At 54.4% G+C, this 21,134-nt stretch carries 19 protein-coding genes; 17 read left to right on the forward strand and 2 right to left on the reverse strand.

Annotated features, from left to right (window positions below):
- The 3 genes from BQ5353_RS10025 to fusA form a co-directional block, all read left to right on the forward strand.
- Nucleotides 1-329 (forward strand): 23S rRNA (guanosine(2251)-2'-O)-methyltransferase RlmB (locus BQ5353_RS10025; RefSeq protein ID WP_143117269.1); only part of this gene is annotated, 329 nt, incomplete at its 5' end.
- Between the two features lie 31 nt (nucleotides 330-360).
- The gene (locus BQ5353_RS10030; protein ID WP_071428102.1) at nucleotides 361-3,036 is read left to right on the forward strand and encodes a hypothetical protein; all 2,676 of its coding nucleotides are present in this window, start codon (nucleotides 361-363) and stop codon (nucleotides 3,034-3,036) included.
- A 405-nt stretch (nucleotides 3,037-3,441) separates the two neighbouring features.
- Entirely contained in the window at nucleotides 3,442-5,517 is a 2,076-nt protein-coding gene (gene fusA / locus BQ5353_RS10035; protein WP_071428105.1) for an elongation factor G, read from the forward strand.
- Nucleotides 5,518-5,654: 137 nt separating this feature from the next.
- On the opposite strand, the gene BQ5353_RS10040 is transcribed toward fusA, so the two are convergent.
- On the reverse strand, nucleotides 5,655-6,227 hold the full coding sequence (locus tag BQ5353_RS10040; protein WP_152916841.1) for a hypothetical protein: 573 nt from the start codon (nucleotides 6,225-6,227) through the stop codon (nucleotides 5,655-5,657).
- A gap of 254 nt (nucleotides 6,228-6,481) precedes the next feature.
- On the opposite strand from BQ5353_RS10040, the gene BQ5353_RS10045 reads away from it, so the two are divergent.
- From BQ5353_RS10045 to lysS, 11 genes are all read left to right on the forward strand, one after another.
- On the forward strand, nucleotides 6,482-6,982 hold the full coding sequence (locus BQ5353_RS10045; RefSeq protein WP_054331583.1) for a DUF4830 domain-containing protein: 501 nt from the start codon (nucleotides 6,482-6,484) through the stop codon (nucleotides 6,980-6,982).
- A gap of 272 nt (nucleotides 6,983-7,254) precedes the next feature.
- Nucleotides 7,255-7,992, forward strand: a complete 738-nt coding sequence (locus BQ5353_RS10050) for a pseudouridine synthase (RefSeq protein WP_071428107.1) — start codon at nucleotides 7,255-7,257, stop codon at nucleotides 7,990-7,992.
- Nucleotides 7,993-8,181: 189 nt separating this feature from the next.
- The gene (locus BQ5353_RS10055; RefSeq protein WP_054331584.1) at nucleotides 8,182-9,324 is read left to right on the forward strand and encodes an ABC transporter ATP-binding protein; all 1,143 of its coding nucleotides are present in this window, start codon (nucleotides 8,182-8,184) and stop codon (nucleotides 9,322-9,324) included.
- A gap of 402 nt (nucleotides 9,325-9,726) precedes the next feature.
- Complete coding sequence (locus tag BQ5353_RS10060) at nucleotides 9,727-10,812, forward strand: helix-turn-helix domain-containing protein (protein WP_054331585.1); 1,086 nt, start codon at nucleotides 9,727-9,729, stop codon at nucleotides 10,810-10,812.
- A gap of 34 nt (nucleotides 10,813-10,846) precedes the next feature.
- Nucleotides 10,847-11,533 (forward strand): cell division ATP-binding protein FtsE, encoded by a 687-nt coding sequence (gene ftsE, locus BQ5353_RS10065; RefSeq protein WP_054331586.1) that lies wholly within the window; start codon nucleotides 10,847-10,849, stop codon nucleotides 11,531-11,533.
- A complete protein-coding gene (gene ftsX / locus BQ5353_RS10070) occupies nucleotides 11,523-12,428 on the forward strand; it encodes a permease-like cell division protein FtsX (protein ID WP_054331587.1) in 906 nt (301 codons plus the stop codon). Before ftsE ends, ftsX begins: the two co-directional genes overlap by 11 nt.
- A 36-nt stretch (nucleotides 12,429-12,464) precedes the next feature.
- The gene (locus BQ5353_RS10075; protein WP_054331588.1) at nucleotides 12,465-13,640 is read left to right on the forward strand and encodes a murein hydrolase activator EnvC family protein; all 1,176 of its coding nucleotides are present in this window, start codon (nucleotides 12,465-12,467) and stop codon (nucleotides 13,638-13,640) included.
- A gap of 93 nt (nucleotides 13,641-13,733) precedes the next feature.
- A complete protein-coding gene (locus tag BQ5353_RS10080) occupies nucleotides 13,734-15,146 on the forward strand; it encodes a S41 family peptidase (RefSeq protein WP_071428109.1) in 1,413 nt (470 codons plus the stop codon).
- Between the two features lie 156 nt (nucleotides 15,147-15,302).
- Nucleotides 15,303-16,127 carry a hypothetical protein gene (locus BQ5353_RS10085; RefSeq protein ID WP_071428111.1) on the forward strand — a complete coding sequence of 275 codons (825 nt, stop codon included), beginning with the start codon at nucleotides 15,303-15,305 and terminating at the stop codon, nucleotides 16,125-16,127.
- Between the two features lie 179 nt (nucleotides 16,128-16,306).
- Nucleotides 16,307-16,780, forward strand: a complete 474-nt coding sequence (gene greA / locus BQ5353_RS10090; RefSeq protein WP_054331592.1) for a transcription elongation factor GreA — start codon at nucleotides 16,307-16,309, stop codon at nucleotides 16,778-16,780.
- 193 nt (nucleotides 16,781-16,973) lie between these two features.
- Nucleotides 16,974-18,503: a lysine--tRNA ligase gene (gene lysS / locus BQ5353_RS10095; protein WP_071428113.1), complete on the forward strand. Its 1,530-nt coding sequence runs from the start codon at nucleotides 16,974-16,976 to the stop codon at nucleotides 18,501-18,503.
- Nucleotides 18,504-18,589: 86 nt separating this feature from the next.
- Here lysS and BQ5353_RS10100 read toward each other — a convergent pair whose 3' ends face one another.
- The gene (locus tag BQ5353_RS10100; RefSeq protein WP_071428115.1) at nucleotides 18,590-18,931 is read right to left on the reverse strand and encodes a hypothetical protein; all 342 of its coding nucleotides are present in this window, start codon (nucleotides 18,929-18,931) and stop codon (nucleotides 18,590-18,592) included.
- A gap of 153 nt (nucleotides 18,932-19,084) precedes the next feature.
- On the opposite strand from BQ5353_RS10100, the gene BQ5353_RS12465 reads away from it, so the two are divergent.
- From BQ5353_RS12465 to BQ5353_RS10110, 3 genes are all read left to right on the forward strand, one after another.
- Nucleotides 19,085-19,255, forward strand: a complete 171-nt coding sequence (locus BQ5353_RS12465) for a helix-turn-helix domain-containing protein (protein ID WP_321164303.1) — start codon at nucleotides 19,085-19,087, stop codon at nucleotides 19,253-19,255.
- Nucleotides 19,256-19,630: 375 nt separating this feature from the next.
- The gene (locus tag BQ5353_RS10105; protein ID WP_143117216.1) at nucleotides 19,631-20,287 is read left to right on the forward strand and encodes a hypothetical protein; all 657 of its coding nucleotides are present in this window, start codon (nucleotides 19,631-19,633) and stop codon (nucleotides 20,285-20,287) included.
- Between the two features lie 13 nt (nucleotides 20,288-20,300).
- Complete coding sequence (locus BQ5353_RS10110) at nucleotides 20,301-20,972, forward strand: hypothetical protein (protein WP_071428119.1); 672 nt, start codon at nucleotides 20,301-20,303, stop codon at nucleotides 20,970-20,972.
- Nucleotides 20,973-21,134: the final 162 nt, after the last annotated feature.

Here is a 21,134-nt window from a genome sequence, read left to right on the forward strand (position 1 = left end):
CCAAGACTTCGGCTGGGGCGATGGAACACCTTCCAGTGGCCCGGGTATCCAACCTGGTGTCCACCATTGAAGAGCTGAAAAAGAAGGGCATCTGGGCTTATTGCGCCGATATGGACGGCCAGCCCTGGTGCTCGGTGGACTACGCCGGCGGGGTCGCCCTGATTATCGGCTCGGAGGGACAGGGGGTCAGCCGCCTGGTCAAAGAAAGCTGTGATTTTACGGTGGCGCTGCCCATGCGGGGGGAGATCAACTCCCTCAACGCGTCGGTGGCTGCCGGCATTGTGATTTATGAGATCGCCCGCCAGCGGATGGGGCTCAAGGCAAAGTAGCCCGGCAACTACAGCAAAGGAGAGAATTGAGATGGACAAGAACCAGAGCGTTGACGATATTCTCGAAGAAATCAAGCGGAAGAAGGCGGCCCGAGCCCAGGGAGAGGAAGCCCCAGCCAAGGCGCCTCAATCCGCTCAGGAGCTGTTCAGCAGCGCCAAACGCCCCCAGCAGGAAAGGCCCGCCCCAACGGAGGCTATCCGCGGCGGGAAAGAGGAAGAACCCGCCTCCAAGCCCCGCCAGCGGGCGCCGGAGGAGCTGTTCAGCAGCGCCAAGCGTTCCCAGCAGGAGGCCCTCGCCAAAGGGGCTGCCCCGGAAGCCGTCCGGGAAATCCCCCGGGCGGAGCGAGCCGCCTTCCAGGAGGTGGAGCCGGAGCCCATTGAAAACGTGGAGGCCTATTTTTCCTCGGTGTTCCGGGCGAACGGGCTACTGAGCAAACAGACCGATGAGCCAAAGGCGGCAGCCCAGGCGGAGACAGTCCCCCATACAGAGCGCAGTGCGGTGGCGGTGGAAGAGCCACCTAAGGCCGAGGAACGCCGGGAGCACTTTGCGGTCAAGATCGACGACAGCGAGTTTGGGGAGCTCCCCCCCCAGCAGGGGACCAGCCGCCGGTCCCGGTTCGCGGTGGAGGAGGATTCCGCCCGGCCGAAGATCCCACACAAAAAAGGGGAAGGGGAGAAGCCTTCCCACAAATTAAAGCTCTTCCGCCGGGAGGACTTGGAGGAAGAGGAGGAGGATCCCATCTCCCGGTTCGACGGGATGGCGGGAAACCGCTTTCAGCGGGAGGATTTGGGCGCCACCCAGATGAGCATCCCCCTCTCCAAAGGGGAGGCCCCGCGAGAGGATGACAGCCTCACCCAGGCCCTGCCCCCTATGGCTGGGCGAAGCACCCCCTTCCAAGATCAGCGGCAGAAAAAGGCCGCCCAATTCCGCCTGAACGCCCCGCTGGAGGAGGAGCCGATTCAGCGCGCTGATGAGCTGGACGACTACGACAGCCCGGAGGATGCCCCTTCGGTGGCCAAGGATATCTCCTCCACCAAGATGCGGCTGTGGGTGCAGCTGGTGCTGCTCATCCTGTTGTTCGGCATCTCCACCTATTTCGCCTTTTCTAAAAACCTGCCCCTTCCCCTGCCGGAGTTCATGTTCCCAGAGAGGGATATGCAGACCTTCCTTGGGGTGAACTTAGGGGTGATGATCGCCGCAGCGGTGGTCAGCTGCACCACAGTGGGCGGGGGCCTAATCAACCTGTTCACCTTAAAAGCGGACAACGACAGCGCCGTGGCTCTGGCGACGGTAGCGGCCATCGGCCAAGGGGTGGCGCTGGTCATCGGCTTTGAGCATATGGCAACCCCTGGCGTCCACTTCTATTTCCCCATTGTCATCGCCGGGCTGTTGTTCAACATCCTGGGCAAGCTGTTCCTCATCAGCCGGGTGCAGAAAAACTTCCGGGTGGTGTCCAGCGACTATGAAAAGCACGCCCTTTTGATGGTGGGCGACCGGAACCTCTCCCAGGAAATGACCCAGGGCTTGGATTTGGAGGAGCCCCATGTGGCCTACTCTGCCCCAGCGGAGTTTTTGACCCGGTTCCTCGACTGTTCTTACAGCGAGGATCAGTCGGAGAGCATCAGCCGCATCTCCACCCCCATTTTAGCGGGGTTCAGCCTGCTGGCTTCCATTGTGTCCTACTTCATCAGCCGGGATTTGTACTTAACCCTCACAGTGTTCACCGCCACCTTATGCATCTGCGCCCCCTTCACCAGCGCCATTGTGGGCAACCTGCCCCTCTATCGGGGCGCCCGGATACTGTCCAAATCCGGCGCGATGATCGCCGGGTATGAAGCTCTGGACCACTTCGATGATGCCGGGGCCTTGGCTTTGAACGTCAACGAGCTGTTTGAAGACGGTTCCATGACTCTCCACGGCATCAAAGCCTTTGCCGACCAGCGGATCGACGAGGCCATTGTGGATGCGGCCAGCGTCATCGCCGCCTGCGGCGGCCTTCTCACCGATATCTTTATGCAGATGATTGGCGGCAAAGAGGAGCTGCTGAAACCGGTAGACGACCTGGTGTATGAGGATGGTATGGGCCTCTCCGCCTGGGTAGACGGCAAACGGGTGCTCATCGGCAGCAGGGAGCTGATGCTCAACCATGAGATCCAGACCCCTGACCGGGATTATGAATTGAAATTCCGCCGGGACGGGCGGGAGGTGCTTTACATCTCCAATTCCGGGGAGCTGACCGCCATGTTCATCGTCAGCTACAACCCCAGCCCCGACGTGGTGGATGAACTGGCTGAGCTGATCGACCGGAACATCTCCCTCATCATCCACACCACCGACCCCAACGTCACCAGCCAAAAGGTCTCCGACCTGTTCAGCTACCCTTCGGACCTGATCAAGATCCTCCCCGCCAAACTATACGGAGAGTTCGACCGGCTGACCAGCCCCCGGAAGCGGGCGCGGGCGGAAATTGCCTACACCGGCTCCATTCTCTCCAAGCTGCAGGTCTTTAAGACGGTGGCTACCCTCAAGCGCAGTGTCACCACCGGCACGGTGATTCAGCTGGCCGGTCTGGTGTTGGGGTATGCACTGGTCATCTTCTTCGCCTTTACCGGCTCGATGTCGCTGATGGGCTTTGAGTCGATGCTGCTGTTCCAGATGTTTTTCGCACTGGCAGCCATCATTGTCCCCAGCTTAAAGCGGCTGTAATTAGCCAAAGAATTTGCCCTGTTCCCTGAGATCTCTGGAAAAATATGGGGGAATTGGGGAGGTTTCAAACAAATATTGTGGAAGCCTCCGGCACAGTTTGCCGGGGGCACATCCTCCGAGAGGCCCTGGCATCGCAGCCAGGGCCTCTTTTGGCAAAAGGGGAGAAAAACGGTGGATTTTTTTGGTTTTCTCCGAAAAAATCTACAGGTTGCACAAGGAAGAAGCCGGTTTTTGTATGGGAAATATTAGTGTTTTTTACAGAAAAGCTTGAATATGTGAAATAAAAATTATATAATTATGCTATATTCCAATTCAATCAGCCGGCTGCACAGCCCTATTTTATAAAAGATGCAGCACGTCCGGCAGCGACCGGGCAATCAAACTACAAAAAGGGGAGAATTTGTTATGAGACAATACCTTGCGGGCAAAATCAGAAACGTCGCGTTGGCAGGCCACGGTGGGAGCGGAAAGACTTCTTTGGCGGAAGCCCTTCTGTTTAAAGCGGGAGCTTCTGACCGGCTGGGCCGGGTGGAAGACGGAACTACCGTCTGCGACTTCGACGCCGAGGAGACCAAACGCAAGGTGTCGGTATCCTCTGCTGTGGCCCCTTTTGCCTGGGGCAGCACCAAGATCAACCTGTTGGACACCCCCGGCCTGTTCGACTTTGCGGCTGGGTTTTATGAGGGCGTCCGCGCAGCAGAGAGTGTTTTGATCACCGTTTCCGGCAAGGACGGCGTCACCGTCGGCACCGAAAAAGCGTATCAGCTGGCCCTGGACCAGAACAAAGCCCGAATGGTTTTTGTCTCTAAAATGGACACCGACAATGCGGACTTTTACAAGGTTTTGGAAGAGCTGAAGGCCACCTTCGGCCCCAGCATCTGCCCCATCGTGGTGCCTTATGTGGAGAACCACAAGGTTCTGTGCTATATCAATTTGATCGACAACAAAGCCTACACCTACAGTGACAAAGGCGAGCCCAGCGAGACTGCCATGCCTGATTTCGGCCACCGGCTGGAGGGCCTGCGGGTCGCCATCTCCGAAGCCGTTGCCGAGACCGATGAAGAATTGTTTGAAAAATACTTCTCCGGTGAGCAGTTTGACCGGGATGAGATCATCCGCGGCATCCACACCGGTGTGAAAAACGGCACCATCACCCCCGTCCTCTGCGGCTCCGCCTTCACGATGGAAGGTGTGGATATGCTGCTGGACGCCATTGTCGACCACCTGCCCTCCGCATGGGAGAGCGGCGGCGAAGTGGCTGAGGATGCCGAAGGCAACCCCGTAGAGATCGAATGTACCGACGAAGCCCCCCTGTCTGCCTTTGTCTTTAAGACGGTGGCAGACCCGTTTGTGGGCAAGCTTTCCTATGTAAAGGTAGTTTCCGGCAAGCTGGCCTCTGATTCGAACCCGGTCAACGTCCGCACCGGCCAGACCGAGCGCCTGGGCAAGGTTATCTACACCAGGGGCAAAAAACAGGAGGATACTGCCTTTATCACCGCCGGCGATATCGGCGCAATTACCAAGCTTTCCGAAGCGGTCACCGGCGATTCCCTCTGCGACCCCAAACGGGCGGTTAAATTTGACCCTGTCGGCTTCTCTCACCCCACCTTGACCATGGCCGTCAAAGCTAAAAACAAGGGGGATGAGGGCAAAGTGGCCCAGGCCATGCAGCGGTTGATGGAGGAGGACCCCACTATCTGCTTTGAGCAGGATGTGGAGACCAAACAGCAGCTGCTTTCCGGTTTGGGCGAGCAGCATCTGGATGTGGTGGTCTCTAAATTAAAGAGCAAATTCGGGGTGGAGGTAGAGCTGAAACAGCCCCGTGTCGCCTACCGGGAGACCATCCGCAAAAAGGTCAAAGTCCAGGGCAAACACAAGAAACAGTCCGGCGGCCACGGCCAGTACGGCGATGTCTGGATCGAGTTTGAACCCTGCGACAGCGACGGCCTGGTGTTTGAGGAGAACGTATTCGGCGGATCGGTTCCCAAGAACTTCTTCCCTGCTGTGGAAAAAGGCTTGCAGGACTGCGTCAAGAAAGGGCTGTTGGCAGGCTATCCCATGGTCGGCCTGAAAGCAACCCTGCTGGATGGTTCCTATCACCCGGTGGATTCCTCGGAAATGGCCTTTAAGATGGCGGCTACGTTGGCCTATAAGGCCGGTATTCCTCAGGCGTCCCCTGTGCTGCTGGAACCCATTGGCAACCTAAAGGTTTTGGTCCCCGACACTTATACTGGCGACATCATGGGCGAATTGAATAAGCGCCGTGGCCGGGTGCTGGGAATGAACCCCACTGCAAACGGCCTCCAGGAGATAGAGGGCGAAGTCCCCATGAGCGAGATGGCCGACTTCACCACCGTCCTGCGGTCCATGACCCAGGGCAGAGGCAGCTTTATCCTGAAGTTTGAACGGTACGAGCAGCTCCCCTCCAACCTGGAAGCCCAGGTAATCGAGGAGGCCAAAGCCTTGGACGAGGCAGAATAATCCCACCAATAAAAGCGGACGGCAGCTGCCGCCCGCTTTTGCTTATGCAAAAGCCCCGCTCCAACATCGGGAAGCGGGGCTTTATAGGTAGTTCAGCGATGGAGTCTCATTAAGGAGAAATTGAAATTTGAGGGGAGTTAGACCTTTGTCAATTGTGCTGCCCGCATACTCTCCGCACTGGGGTCCTCCCCTTGCTTTAAGGGGATTGTAAGCTGGTACCAAAGTATTCTGTTTTGGTTTGATTTTTCCATTGTGTAGCTTATTTGGAGTTCGCGGATGTCACAATATTCCCGCAGCTGAGGATAAACAATCAGCCCGCATTGGATCATTTTATCCTTTATGGATTCAGGCGGCTCAACGGTTTCTTTGTTGTAAAGAAATAAACGAATTCTCGCACGAGTTGTTTTAAAATCCCAAACAGTGGAGTATTGGGTAACCGAAATTTTAACCTCTTCTGGCAACACAACGTTACAGGCGTCAATAGCTTTCTGCAAAGCGGAGCCGGGGGAAAATGCGATGTTGGAATCGCGGATTTCTCCTGTGTTGATTTCATAATCCAGTGTAGGATTGGGCCCATCGGCTTCGATGTACAATTGATAACAGCTAGAGACTGGATTGTAGTGGGCGAAGTAGGTGTCACTTTTTAGGGTCTGGTAATTGCTCCAACCATAAGCTTTTAGTACAACGGTTGCTGCTACGTCGCCCAACAAGGGAAACCATCCAGTAGACATCCCCAATAGAATGTATACTACCAAAAGTGGTAAATAAATCCAACTTTTGCGAAATATTGAGGCTTTGCCTAAGGCCTTACGTGTCGATTGAGAACCCATAGCCTACCCCCATTCGCGAACCAAGGTAAAATTAGCCTGCTTAACGTTTGCTTATAGTATACCATAAACAAAGGTCACTTAAAAGGCATGCCTGCCCCATTTTCTGCATAGAATGGGGCAGGAGGTGAAGCGGTATGTTTATCGTTTCCTTTAAGATGAAAGGCAAAAAGCTGCTGGCCCTCTGCTTGGCGGCTGTGGCTGTAGCCGCCGGTGGGGCGGCAATCAAAGAAAAAGTCTGGGAGATTTCCTGGCAGACCTCTGCCGCAGCCCCTGCGGAAAAGAACCTGAAGAAAGGGAAATTGACCGCTAAAACGGCAGAGGACCGCTTGAATTTGATCGCTGGCTGGGGTTGGGAAGTGGACCCCGACCCGGTGGAGATTGTGGAGGTAGCTATTCCTCAGGAGTTTGACGACGTCTATGAGAACTATAACAACCTGCAAAAAGAGCAGGGGCTGGATCTGACCAAATACCGGGGCAAGCGGTGCAAACGGTATGGCTACCGGGTGAAGAATTACCCCGATTCCAGCGAAGAAGTGCGGATCAACCTACTGGTGTACCAGGGCAAGGTCATCGGCGGGGATGTTTCCTCCACCCAGCTGGATGGGTTTATCCAGGGGTTGGCGAGGCCGTCCTAAAGTCATATCTGAATGCATAGGTAACCGAAAATACACCGCTTTCGCCGATGAGACGCTTTCCCGGAGGGGGTCCCCCTGGGAGGGCGTTTTGTTTTGAGCGGTTTGCCAAATTCATAACAAACTCATCTATAAAATGGACGAAGGCCGCTGACGAATCCGGAAAATATTTGGAGAAACGGTGAAAAATGCATCCTTTTGGGGAGAGAATTGAAAAATCCTTTCCAAAATGGTATACTGATAGCCAACGTTTTGAAGAGGGAAGGGGATGTGTCATGGCGCTGGAACGGCTGGATAAACTGCTCGCCGCCCAGGGGATGGAATCCCGCCGGGAGGTCAAGGAGAAGATCCGGCGGGGCTTAGTCCTGGTCAACGGTGCGGCAGCCCGCTCCCCCGACCTGAAAATCGACCCGGATCGGGATCAGGTGACGGTGGAAGGAACCCCCGTCCTTTTGAAGAAGAATCTTTATCTGATGCTCAACAAGCCGCAAGGAGTGGTTTCCGCCACCGAGGACCCCCACCAGCCCACAGTTGTGGACCTGGTACCCCAGGAACTGCGGCGCAAGGGGTTGTTCCCTGCGGGGCGGCTGGATAAGGACACCGAGGGGTTTGTACTCATCACCGATGACGGGGCTTTCGCCCATCGCATCCTCGCCCCCAAAAACCATGTCCCCAAGACCTATCTCGCCCGGCTGGACCGGGCCATCGACCCGTCGGTGGCAGTGGAGTTCCAGAAGGGGGTGCGGCTAACCGGGGAAGACCAGTGCTCCCCAGCCCAGTTGACCATCCTGGAACCAGGGGACAACCCTTTGGTGGAGGTGGTGATCCACGAGGGGATGTATCACCAGATCAAGCGGATGTTCCAGCGGTTTGGTTATCAGGTGGTGGCCTTGAAGCGGATCCGTATGGGCGGGTTGTTTTTGGATGAATCCCTTCCCTTAGGCGCCTGCCGGGAACTGACCCCGGCAGAATTGGTGCAGATCACCCAAGGGGAGGACAAGCCATCCCCCTGACGTTCGTGATATTGGATAAAGGGGTTTTGCCATTCTTGTGGAAAAGCCGAATTGTAAGGCATGATGCAAATTGGTATCATTAAAATAAGCGCTTTGTATTTTATGGGCCTAGGCTGTTACCCGGAGCCAGCAGTCGGGCTGTTTTTTATACTGAAAATCAATGGGGCATCCGGAGAAAGAGGATAGGCTATGTCAAATCTGTCTTTGCGGGGAATCTATAAACGGTATGCCGGCGGTGTGACCGCAGTCACCGATTTTAACCTGGAAATTGCGGATAAAGAGTTTATCATCCTGGTCGGCCCATCGGGCTGCGGCAAATCCACCACCCTGCGGATGATCGCCGGGTTGGAGGAGATCTCCGACGGCGAGCTGTATATCGGCGGAGAATTGATGAACAATGTGGCCCCCAAGGATCGGGATATTGCCATGGTGTTTCAGAGCTATGCCCTATATCCCCACATGACGGTGTTTGAGAACATGGCCTTCGGCCTGAAACTGCGCAAAATCCCCAAGGATGAGATCAAGAGCCGGGTGGAGGAGGCTGCCCGCATCCTGGATATCAGCCACCTTTTGGACCGCAAGCCAAAAGCCCTTTCCGGCGGCCAGCGGCAGCGGGTTGCCCTGGGCCGCGCCATTGTCCGGGAGCCCAAGGTGTTCCTCTTGGATGAGCCCCTTTCCAACCTGGATGCCAAACTCCGCGCTCAGATGCGGACCGAGCTCTCCAAGCTTCACCAGCGGCTGGGCACTACCTTCATCTATGTCACCCATGACCAGGTGGAGGCCATGACGATGGGCGACCGCATTGTGGTCATGAAGGACGGCTTTGTCCAGCAGGTGGACACCCCCCAGAATTTGTATGAATCCCCCTGCAACATGTTTGTAGCGGGCTTCATCGGCTCTCCCCAGATGAACTTTATCAACGGGGTTCTGGTGGAGAAAGACGGCGGTTTGGCCCTGGAGTTTGCCGCCCCTGCCAAGGAAGGGGAAGAGCCGGCCAGATACCAGGTGGCCCTGCCCCAGCGCAAAGCTGAGGCGGAGGGAATCCGGGAGTACATCGGCAAAGAGGTTGTCATGGGAATCCGGCCGGAGGATTTGTATGACGATGAGCAGCATTTGGCGGAGGCAGCCACCGGCGTGATCGACTGTAAGGTGGAGGTCACCGAGATGATGGGCGCTGAGACCTACCTGTACCTGAACTTCCTCGGCAATAACCTGACTGCCCGGGTGGATCCCAAAACTACCGCCCGCACCGGCGGCGAAATCCGCATTGCCATCGACCCGGAGAAGGTCCATGTCTTCGACAAGGAGACGGAGCGCACCCTATGCAATTAAATCCGCATAAAGTTGCAGGCCCGCGGCATTTTTGCCGCGGGTTTTTTGCGTTTTGGGGCAGAATACGGGGTAAAAGTGCACAAAGGTTTTTTCGGTGAAAACGACGGCTGGGTTCGTCAAAATTAGATAATCTGCCCAGCCTTTTCACGTGAAAGGTACCTATAATTTGAGACACGGCTGGAGAAACTGCTGCCATGAATTGACAAAATATTCTATAAATGTTAATATATGGAATATAAATCCCGGTAAAGTGCTAGGAAATGCTAAAATATGTACGAGTTGGTACAACTTTTATCTGTTTTTATGTTGCAAATACCATAGCTATTATGTAAAATATATATGATTGGCTGTGTTGACAGAAGAGTTGTATAACATATTTAACAGTGAAGAGGGGAATAAGCTATGTCCAACAGGTTATTTCAGGGCATCGTCCACCAGATGCGGGATTCCATCGACCGAGTGATTGGCGTTGTGGATGAAACCGCCACCATCATTTCGTGCAGCGATTTGACCCGCATCGGGGAGACAAGCGAGTATCTGGTCCTGGATTTAAACGACAACCACGACACCTTTGTGCGGGACGGGTTCACCTACAAGCCCTTCGGCTCCAAGTCCAAGCCGGAGTATGCGGTGTTTGTAGAAGGCACGGATGAGATGGCCGTGAAATTCTGCAACATCCTGGCAATTTCGTTTTCCAGCATCAAGCAGTATTATGATGAGAAGTACGACCGCAACAACTTCATCAAAAACGTGATTCTGGACAACATCCTGCCCGGTGACATCTATGTCAAGGCGCGGGAGCTGCACTTCAACACCGACGTCACCCGGGTGGTGCTGCTCATCCGCATCGTGTCTTCCAACGACATCTCGGCCTTTGATGTGATTCAAAATCTCTTCCCGGACAAGCAGAAGGATTTTGTCTTCAACATCAGCGAAAACGACATCGTATTGGTCAAAGAGACCAAGGCGGGCATCGAGAGCAAGGACCTGGAAAAACTGGCCCGCTCCATCGTGGACACCTTGGGCAGCGAGTTCTACACCCGGGTTGTAGTGGGCATCGGCACCACTGTCATCGGGGTGAAGGACTTGGCCAAATCCTTTAAAGAGGCACAGGTCGCCCTGGAAGTGGGCAAGGTGTTTGACACCGAAAAGTCCATCGTCAGCTATGACAACCTGGGCATCGCCCGGCTGATCTACCAGCTGCCCACCACCTTGTGCGAGATGTTCCTCAAAGAGGTGTTTAAAAAAGGCTCCATCGAAAGCCTGGATCACGAAACCCTGTTCACCATCCAGCGGTTCTTTGAGAACAACTTGAATGTGTCGGAGACTAGCCGCAAGCTGTTTGTCCACCGCAACACATTGGTGTACCGCCTGGAGAAAATCAAAAAACTCACCGGTCTGGATCTGCGGGAGTTTGACCACGCCATCATCTTCAAAGTGGCGCTGATGGTCAAAAAATACCTGACAGCCAACCCGGTGAAATACTAACCCCCGTTGCGGGCCACAACAAGGCGGTGTAACAGTGATTCAATTTCATAATGTCTCTAAGACCTATAAGAATGGGACAAAGGCCCTGCAGGGAGTCAATTTGACCATTGAAGATGGGGAATTTGTATTTATTGTGGGTTCCTCCGGCGCGGGCAAATCGACACTGATGAAGATGATTTTGATGGAGGAAACTCCCACCGAAGGGCAAATTGAGGTCAACGGCTACAACCTGGGCAAGCTGAAACGGCGGGACATCCCCTTTTTCCGGCGCACCTTGGGGGTTGTCTTCCAGGATTTCCGCCTGATCCCCACCATGAGTGTGTATGACAATGTGGCCTTTGCGCTGCGTGTCACCAATGTTTCCACCAAGGACATCCGCCGCAGGGTGCCCTACATACTGGGCCTGGTGGGCCTGCAGTCCAAGGCCCGCAGCATGCCGGAACAACTCTCCGGCGGCGAGCAGCAGCGTGTCGCCTTGGCCAGGGCGCTGGTCAACAACCCGTCGCTGATCATTGCGGACGAGCCCACCGGCAACATCGACCCGGAACTCTCTTATGAGATTGTGGACCTCCTCAACGAGATCAACAAATGCGGCACCACCATCGTCATGGTCACCCATGAGCACGATTTGGTGTCCCAGTTCAACCACCGGGTCCTGACCATTGAAAATGGCTCGATCGTCTCAGATAACCATTGGGAAGGAGCGCGCCATGAAATCTAGCAGTTTTGGCTACCTTATCAAAGAGGGAGCCCGCAATATTTATGCCAACCGGATGATGTCCATTGCCTCCATTGGCACCTTGGTGGCCTGCCTGCTGCTCATCGGCAGTGCGGTGCTGTTCTCGTTGGATGTGAACAACGTCGTGGGGGTGATGGAATCCCAAAATGAAGTGGTGGCCTTTCTCTACGACGAAGTCACCGATTCGGAGATTGAAGAGATGACCAAAGAACTGGAACAGATGGAGAATGTGCAGAGCGTCCGGTTCATCAGCAAGGAAGAGGGCCTGACCCAGTGGCTGGATACTCTGGGGGAGGACGGGGAGCTTTTGGAGAGCTTTTACGAGGACAACTTTGTCCCCAACTCCTACAGCATCAAGGTGAAGGACCTGGCCCGTATGGAAGAGACGGTCAAGGAAATCCAAAGCCGCTGGGAAGTGGAAAAGGTCAACGCCCCCTACGAGGTGGCCAGCACCTTGACCAGCATTAAAAACGGTGTCTATCTGGGCGGGTCGGCCATTGTGCTGATCCTGGGGGCCGTTTCGCTGATCATCATCGCCAACACCATCAAGATTACGGTGTTCAACCGCCGCAAGGAGATCAACATCATGAAGTTTGTCGGTGCCACCGACAGTTTTATCCGCCTGCCATTTGTAGTGGAGGGGTTGATTTTGGGCCTTGTGTCGGCCACCATCGCGTTTTTGATGTTGTGGGCGGGCTATGGCTATGTCATAGGCGTGATCGCCGAAAGCCAGACCAGCTGGGTGCAGATGGTCGCCCAGAATTTCATTGTCTTCAAAGATATCGCTCTCCCCCTGTACGGCGGTTTTGCCCTTTTGGGCATCGGCATCGGCGTAGGGGGAAGCATGGTGTTCGTCCGCAAGCATCTGCGGGTGTAAGACGTGTAAACTGAAGGAATAAAAGGAGCGCAAACAGTGAAATATCAGAAGAAGTGGCGCCAGGCCGCTGCCGGCCTGCTGGCCGTCGCACTGCTTGTCTGCGCACCGGGCGTCCGGCTGGAGGCCAGCGCCGACTACCAGGATGAACTGGACGATTTGAGCAGCAAATATGCGGAGCTGGAAAAGAAAAACCAGGCCATCCAGGCGCAGATCGACAAGACTAAAAATGAAAAGGACAAAAAGCTGGCGGAGAAAAAGAACCTGGACAACCAGGTGAACAACACCCAGCAGCAGATCAATCTGCTCACCGAACGGATCAACCTGCTCAACAGCACCATTGAGGAAAAAGAGCAGGAGATCATCGACAAGCAGAACGACATCGATGAAAACTACGACCTGTTCAAACAGCGGATGCGGGCCATGTACATGACCGACAAATCCACCACCATCGGGCTTCTGCTGGGAGCGGAGAGCTTCTCTGAATTCCTGACTAGGTCGGAGATGGTCTCCTCCATTGCGGAGCACGACCAGGAGCTTCTGGACCAGCTGATCCAGGACAAAAAGGACATCGAAGAGGCCAAAAAGGAGATCGAAGCCTCCAAGGCGGATGTAGAAGTTTCCAAGGCTTCCATGGACCAGAAGAAACAGGAGCTGAGCGGCATGGTCAAACAGACCGAAGCCCAGATCCAGGACATTGCCCTGCTGGAACAGGAATACCTGGCCAACCAGGCCCAGATGCAGAAGGAGATGGCTGCTGTCCAGGCGGAGATCGACAAGATCTACCAGTCCATCAACTCCACCGGCGAATACAACGGCGGCGTCATGGGCTGGCCGGTGCCCGGTTACAGCAAGATCACCAGCGACTACGGCTGGCGGTTTAACAACACCGACTTCCACACCGGTATTGACATTTCCGGCCCCAACATCTACGGCAAACAGACGGTGGCAGTGGCGGATGGCACAGTGGCTTTTGTCCAGACCACTTATACCCCTGGCCGCGGTTACGGAAAATACATCATCGTGGACCACGGGGGCGGCATCACTACCTTGTATGGCCACAACAGCGCCATCCTGGTCTCCGTTGGCCAGAAAGTCACCCGGGGCCAGGCGTTGACTCAAATCGGTTCCACCGGCTGGTCCACCGGCCCCCACCTCCATTTTGAGGTTCGTGTCAACGGAAAGCATGTAAACCCCTGGACTTATCTGAAGTAATAAAATGCGATTCCCCCGCTGTGCCGCGGGGGAGTCGGTTTTTCATCCCAAACCCGGCGGGGTGCATCATCCCGCCTGCGATAGGAGTGTGCCATGAATAAAAAAATATCATTGGGTCTGGCTGTCGCCATGTCTTTGTTGATGGTGATTTTGACCATCTGTGTCACCCTTCTGTGGTCTATGCAGATTTTTAACGCCAAAAGCAACAATTTGAGTGAGCGGGAAGCCATGTACTCCAAGCTGCAGGAGGTAGACCACCTGGTTCGGCAAAACTACTACGGCGACATTGATGAGGACACCCTCAACGATCATATCGTTGCCGGTTATGTAGCAGGCATCGGCGACAAATACGGCATGTACTTCACCGCAGAGCAGTATGCGGAGCAGATGCAGAGCTACGATGGAAAGATGGCCACCATCGGCATCGGCACGGTGATCGATGCCAGCGGCTATATCAAAATCATTGAGGTCTATCCCGATTCCGCTGCAGAGACCAGCGGCTTAAAGGTGGGCGATCTGATCGTCAAGGTGGAGGACTTGGATGTCACCGCCGAGACGGCCGAGCAGGCGGTCAAAGCCCTGCAGGGCGATGCTGGCACCAAGGTCAACGTCACCATCCGCCGGGAATCGGAGGATATCTCGGTGGAAGTCACCCGCCGCCGCATCGAGGTCCCAACTGTCAACCACCGGATGATCGGCGAGGTGGGCTACCTGAAGATCAAGGAGTTCAACGACAGCACCACTAACCAGTTCAAACGGGCGCTGGATGACCTGAAGGGCAATGGGGCCAAATCCCTGGTGTTTGATGTCCGCAACAACCCGGGCGGCACGGTAAAATCGGTGGCTCAGATTTTGGATATGCTGGTTCCGGAAGGGGACATCGTCTCTGCCACTTATAAAGACGGCACTACCGAGGTGCTGTACACCAGCGACGCCAAGGAGGAAAACCTCCCCATGGTGGTGCTGATCAACCAGAAATCCGCCAGTGCCGCCGAGCTGTTCGCCCAGGCCCTCAAGGACTATGAAAAGGCCAGCATCGTCGGGGTCAACAGCTACGGCAAAGGATTGATGCAGCGGATCTATAAGCTTCAGGACGGCTCCGCCCTGGATATCACCGTGGGCAAGTACAACCCGCCTAAGAGCCCTAACTACGACCAAATCGGCGTCAAGCCGGACTTTGAAGTCAAACTCTCTGCGGAACAGGAGAAGAACTTCCTGGAGCTCAACGAGACCAACGACCCCCAGCTGATCAAAGCGCTGGAGGTGGCAGGCGGCGATGTGAAAAACACCGTCCCAGTGGAAGAAGAACCTTCCTCTTCCCAGGAGGGGGAGGAAGGGGGGAGCAGTTCCTCAGAAGGCGAATCCAGTTCGCCGGAAGGGGAGGAATCCAGCTCTTCCCAAGATAGTTCCAGCTCTTCCCAAGATAGTTCCAGCTCTTCCCAGGAGAGTTCCAGCAGCTCAGAGGACAGTTCCTCCAGCGAGGAAAGCTCCTCTTCCAATCCATAAACCCCTGTTTGATGCCCCCGTCGGTTTTCCCGGCGGGGGCATTTTGATTTGCCGGGAAGAATCCCCCGGGCAACCGCCCCAATCAGACGAAAAAAACGCCCCTCCTGCTCTAAATTAAAAGAGACAAGCATATAGTAAAGGGACGGAGGTGGTCGAATGCTCACAATGGTGACCGTTCAGCGGACAGAGCCCCATGGTATGGGACAAAAACTTTTGGAGATACTACGGCCGGCAAAGGTTGTGGAACGGATAGAAACCGGCGCAGGCAGAGAATACCGGCACATTATAGTAGAAGCCGGCCGAAAGGATATTCCCTGGAAAAAGGTCATACGGCTAATCGGGGGGGAGCCGTTTATCCTGCCCCGGGAAATATCCATCCCGCCGCAGGTGCCGCTGGAGAGGTTCGTCCCCAAGAAGTTGCAGCCGAAGCTGGCTTTGCAGATGCTGCTGGATTGTCTGAAGGGCTCTTGGATACCGCCCTCCAGCCGGATTGTGGGGATCATTGACCCCGATGGGGAGTACCAGGCCGCAGCGATGGCTTTGGCGGAACAGGCGTCAACCGTGCGGATTTTAACCGGGGAACCGGAAAAATACAAGGTGTTCCAGCGGCAGATGCTGGATTTGTATGGAGCCCCTATTTTGGTGGGGGACAACTTGAGCTTCCTGCGGGACTGCATGGCAGTCTACTGTCCGGCGCCTTATGAAAGCGGGGAGGAAGCCGCGCCGCGCGGTCTCTTTTTTGCGGCTGCTCCCCTCTGTCTCCAAGGAAGGTGCCAAATATTGGAGGATTTCTCCCCTGCCTGCCCTGGGGATACCATCCCCAAAGGCATCCATCCGGCGGATTTTTATGGCGCCCTCTATGAATGGGGCGGGGCCAAAGAGCTGGAGGATTCCCCCGCTGCCAGGGCCGACTGCAAAGGCAGGCCCAACCGCTTGGGGGAGCTCTGTGAGTACCTGCGGCGCACTTTTGGTGTAAAATAAACTATTAACATTTTAGCGCTTGACATAGATTAGTGAATTTACTATAATACAACTATTGTTGCGGGAGGGTCCTGCAAATTCTATACAAAACACAATGCCCATGCTTCCCTAACCGGGGGCGCAGGGGCATTCTTAATACGGCGGAAGGGATATCCGCTTTCGAGAAGGGGAAGAAAAACATGGCAAATGAGATTTTAATGACTGCCGAAGGCTACAAAGCCCTGAAAGATGAACTGGAAGACCTCAAAACCATCAAGCGGGGCGAGGTGTCGGAAAAAATACGGGTGGCCCGGGGCTTTGGCGATCTTTCGGAGAACAGCGAGTATGATGAGGCCAAAAATGAACAGGCCATTGTGGAGGCCCGCATCCAGACCCTGGAAGAACAGCTGAAAAACGCTAAGATCCTGGACAAAGGCCAGCTTTCTACCCAGATTGTCTCAGTGGGAACCAAGGTCCGAATCCTGGACATGGAGTTTGACGAGGAGATGGAGTACCGCATCGTCGGTTCGGTGGAATCCAACCAGTCGATGGACACCATCACCGATGAATCCCCGGTGGGAAGAGGCCTTCTGGGCCACAAAGTGGGCGAAGTGGTGGATATTAAAGTCCCCGCTGGCGTCCTGCAGTTTAAAATTTTGGAGATCACCCTGTAAAGCACAAGGGATTTCCTTTTGAAAAAAGGCGCGGCAAGCGCCTTTTTTCTTTGGCAAAAACAGGGCCCAGGCGGGAAAAAATCCGGTTTTTCCCCCGGGAGTGCTGCCGCTGGGCTTGCAAAAATCGCCGAAACCGGTATAATAAAAAAGATAGGTTGCAAAATCAATAGAGAAACCAAAAGGATGTGTCGATATGAGCGAAACGAAGAGCGAGGCATTGGAGCCCACCCAGGAGATGGAGGCTGCTGAACTTTCCGAGGTATTCCGCGTTCGGCGGGAGAAGCTGGCCGCCCTTCAGGAGGCCGGGAAAAACCCCTTTGAAAAGACCAAATACGAGGTGACCCGCCACGCGGCGGAGGTCATCGCCAATTTTGTGGATAAAGAAGAGGGGGATGAGACCCCCGGTGAAATGGTTCGCCTGGCTGGCCGCCTGATGAGCAAGCGGGGCATGGGCAAAGCGGGCTTTGGCGACTTGGCCGATTCCACCGGCCGCATCCAGCTGTATGTGCGCAAGGACATGATCGGCGAAGAACCCTATGCCGACTGGAAAAAATATGACATCGGCGACATCGTCGGGGTCGAGGGCGAGGTCTTCCGCACCCACGCCGGTGAGATCAGCGTCAAGGTCCATTCGGTGGAGCTGCTGTCCAAATCCCTCCTGCCCCTGCCGGAGAAGTGGCATGGCTTGAAGGACACCGACACCCGCTACCGCCAGCGGTATGTGGATCTGATTGTCAACCCAGAGGTGCGGGATACCTTTGTCAAGCGCAGCATGATCCTCAAGGAGATCCGCAGTTACCTGGACAGCAAGGGCTATCTGGAGGTGGACACCCCCGTCCTCACCCCCCTGGAGATCGGCGCTTCCGCCAGGCCCTTTATCACCCACCACAACACCTTGGATATGGACATGTACCTGCGCATTGAAACCGAGCTCTACCTGAAGCGGTTGATCGTCGGCGGGTTTGAGCGGGTTTATGAAGTGGGCCGCATCTTCCGTAACGAGGGCATGGATACCAAACACAATCCGGAATTTACCTCCATTGAGCTGTATCAGGCCTATACCGATTATAAGGGTATGATGGCCCTTGTGGAAGAGATGAATGAGATGCTGGCCCGCAAGATCTGTGGCAGCCCGGTCATCACCTACCAGGGCACCCAGATCGACATGAGCAAATGGGAACGGCTGACCATGGTGGAGGCGGTGAAAAAGTACTCCGGCTGTGATTACTACGACTGGAAGACCGATGAGGATGCCCGCGCCTGCGCCAAGGAGAAACATGTGGAAGTCCCCGCCGACGCCACCAAGGGCGCAGTCCTGGTGGAGTTCTTCGACGCCTTTGTGGAGGAGAACCTGATCCAGCCCACCATCATCTACGATTACCCGGTGGAGAACAGCCCCCTGGCCAAGCGCAAACCGGAGGAGCCCGCTTTCACCGAGCGGTTTGAATACTTCATCTGCGCCCGGGAGATGGGCAACGCCTTCAGCGAGCTCAATGACCCCATCGACCAGAAGGAGCGGTTTGAGCGCCAGGTAGCAGCCAAAAAGGCCCAGGAGCCCGGCTCCAATCCCCAGGTGGACGAAGACTATGTCACCGCACTGGAATACGGCCTTGCCCCCACCGGCGGCCTGGGCTTCGGCCTGGACCGGTTGGTGATGCTGCTGACCGATTCTGCGTCGATCCGCGATGTGCTCTTGTTCCCGACCATGCGCCCCAAAGACTAGCGTGCAAAAGGAGACAGCCAACCAGGCTGTCTCCTTTTTTATGTGATGAAGAAGCTTCCAATAAGGGTAGAGATTATTCATGCAAGTTATAAATTATCTGTATTTATAGATTCTGCACATAAAACATCGAATAGACTTTGTTGGGAATTCTGAAAAAGTGCCATGACTTGGATACAATTATGAAAGTCTGCAAGATAACTCAAGTTGGAGTATTGGGCAGTGAGGCTATTTTTACATGCAATATAATCGCTGATAACCATTCGCTGCTCAGACCCAATGGCCAGTTGTTCCAGGCGGATTTCTAACGCGGTACAGTCCTTTAAATCTTGCTGATAGGTTGCATCGTTTTCAATAAGGGGAGAAAGTGACCACTGTTTTAAGGATTCACAGCTTTTAAAAAGATTTACTATGAATGACGAAGAAATCAAATCCCTCCCTCCTTTCTGTTCGTTATAGTTCTATTATAGTCATATTTTTCAGTATATGCAATCCTCAATTTTGGAATGATAATAGAAATAAAGGAATTATTGTTTCAAAAGGGGGGGAAGGCGTTGGTTAGCTATCGGCCACTTTGGAAAACAATGGAAGCTAAAGCTGTCACAACCTACACCCTTATTGAAAAATACGGGGTTAGTTCTCATACAATACATAATTTAAAGCATAATAAAGGGATTACCGTCCACACATTGGAACGTCTGTGTAATATATTGGAATGTACACCCAATGATGTTCTTGAATTTATAAAGGAATGAAGCCGCTCTGAAAAGGGTGGCTTTAACTTTACCTTCCAGCAGGTATGAAGTGTCCCCGGAACTCTGCACACCCATTGCGGTGCACCAATAGGGGGGATCGGGGTCTCCCCGGCGGGTTTTGCTTCCTTTTATCCGCATAAGAGGAAGTGCCGGGGGTTCAAGGGGCCGGCACGAGGGCCCCTCGTTCCTACAGGATGTTGACCGGGGGCGAGAGGGCTGGCCCCCCTAAAGAAAACGGGGCCAGGCCCAAGGGGGCGGCGTGAGATCCCCAACGACTTGCCTCTTTCCCCAAGATACGTCCTTGTATCGAGGGAAAAGATATGTTATAATTAGCCTAGTTTCTCTCCAATTCAAGAAAGATAATAGGTGATTGTGATGAAAAAGCTACAAAGAGTTCTCGCTTTTGGATTGGCGGCGATGTTGTTGCTGGCCGGCTGTTCCAATAAGAAGGAAACGGTCTATATCGCGCCGGAGGATCTGCTGCCTTTGACAGAGGAATCCTATATCCGGGGCAGCTGGGATGGCAGGACCTACACCAATGAAAAACTGGGGTTCACTTTTGAACTCCCCATGGGCTGGACCGTTTACACCGAGAAAGAGATACTCAAGGAAATGGGCTTAAAGCCGGATATGTATGAAGAGGATGACCAGCTGCTGCAGGCCATCGCCATGCGGCAGATCATCTACGATTTTTACGTATATGACCAATCGGGGGTCCCGGGGGTTTGGATGCTGGTGGACAACCTGGTCCAATCGGCCAGCGGGCCGGAGATCGACCTGCAGACCTATGCCGATGAGCACAAACAGGTTCTGGCGGAGCACAGCCCCAAGACCGAGATTGAAGATTACACCACCATGACAGTAGCGGGTCAGGAATTCCTGGTAATGCCCACCATCCCCAAAAAAGGCGTGTACCAATGGTATTTGATGGCCAAAAAAGGGGATTGGGTGTACAATTTTGTCTGCACCTTCCAGGGGGAAAACGGCAGGGACAAAACTATTGAGTTTTTAAACAGCATCCAGGCGCTGTAGGAGGCAAAGGGCTATGACCAAAAGTTTTCGGAACCTGTTTCTCCTGCTGGCCCTGTGCAGTGTCATGGTGGCGGCGCTGACCGGCTGTGAGCAAAAAACCACAGAGCCCGGCGGTGATGTCCCAGAGGTTCAAGGGGATTACCGCCGCGGCGTTTGGGAGGAAACCACCTATAAAAATGATTACCTAGGCCTCACCTTTCCCCTGCCCGAGGGGTATAAAATTGTAGGCGAGCGGGAAATCCTCCGGCTGATGAGCTTGGATCGCCGCCAGTTTGAGAACAAAGAAGAGCAGGATAAAGAAGTCGCCAAAAAAACCCTCATCTTTGACTTTGTCATCGGCGATGAGACGACGGATTCCGGCATGCCCATGGTCCAATTGATGGCGGAAAACCTCAAGGCCAGCGGGGAAGAGGAGCTGTCCGCCCTTGATTACGCCAAAAAGCTTTCGGAGCAGCTCCTAACCCAAGAAAACAACCCAAATGGTTATGTGATCGACGTGCCGGCAGACCATTCCTTTGCGGGTGGGGATTGGACAATCCTCACCACCGTCATGGAGAAAAAGGAGCTGGCCCAGTGGTATCTGGTGCAGCGCCAAGGGGATTACATCATCTCCTTTGTCTGCACTTTCCCGCCGGACCGGCAGGCGGATATAGAGAATTTCCTCCAGTCGGTGGAAGCCCTTTAACAATTGGAACCTCTTTGGGGGTTTTGCATGAAATTTCCCGGAAAATGCCTTCGGAATTCCCAGCATTTGCGCTGGACAATTCCGGGGGTTTTGCGGTATAATAATTGCAGGTAAAATTGCAATCTGTAACAATACCCGGCAACCTTTAAGTTGGTCCCGTGA

The organism is Merdimmobilis hominis, assembly GCF_900104615.1.
GTDB lineage: Bacteria > Bacillota > Clostridia > Oscillospirales > Ruminococcaceae > Merdimmobilis > Merdimmobilis hominis.

Coding starts and splice junctions, on each gene's coding strand:
- BQ5353_RS10030 (WP_071428102.1), top strand. CDS start 361: ATGGACAAGAACCAGAGCGTTGACGATATTCTCGAAGAAATCAAGCGG.
- fusA (WP_071428105.1), top strand. CDS start 3,442: ATGAGACAATACCTTGCGGGCAAAATCAGAAACGTCGCGTTGGCAGGC.
- BQ5353_RS10045 (WP_054331583.1), top strand. CDS start 6,482: ATGTTTATCGTTTCCTTTAAGATGAAAGGCAAAAAGCTGCTGGCCCTC.
- BQ5353_RS10050 (WP_071428107.1), top strand. CDS start 7,255: ATGGCGCTGGAACGGCTGGATAAACTGCTCGCCGCCCAGGGGATGGAA.
- BQ5353_RS10055 (WP_054331584.1), top strand. CDS start 8,182: ATGTCAAATCTGTCTTTGCGGGGAATCTATAAACGGTATGCCGGCGGT.
- BQ5353_RS10060 (WP_054331585.1), top strand. CDS start 9,727: ATGTCCAACAGGTTATTTCAGGGCATCGTCCACCAGATGCGGGATTCC.
- ftsX (WP_054331587.1), top strand. CDS start 11,523: ATGAAATCTAGCAGTTTTGGCTACCTTATCAAAGAGGGAGCCCGCAAT.
- BQ5353_RS10080 (WP_071428109.1), top strand. CDS start 13,734: ATGAATAAAAAAATATCATTGGGTCTGGCTGTCGCCATGTCTTTGTTG.
- BQ5353_RS10085 (WP_071428111.1), top strand. CDS start 15,303: ATGCTCACAATGGTGACCGTTCAGCGGACAGAGCCCCATGGTATGGGA.
- greA (WP_054331592.1), top strand. CDS start 16,307: ATGGCAAATGAGATTTTAATGACTGCCGAAGGCTACAAAGCCCTGAAA.
- lysS (WP_071428113.1), top strand. CDS start 16,974: ATGAGCGAAACGAAGAGCGAGGCATTGGAGCCCACCCAGGAGATGGAG.
- BQ5353_RS12465 (WP_321164303.1), top strand. CDS start 19,085: ATGGAAGCTAAAGCTGTCACAACCTACACCCTTATTGAAAAATACGGG.
- BQ5353_RS10105 (WP_143117216.1), top strand. CDS start 19,631: ATGAAAAAGCTACAAAGAGTTCTCGCTTTTGGATTGGCGGCGATGTTG.
- BQ5353_RS10110 (WP_071428119.1), top strand. CDS start 20,301: ATGACCAAAAGTTTTCGGAACCTGTTTCTCCTGCTGGCCCTGTGCAGT.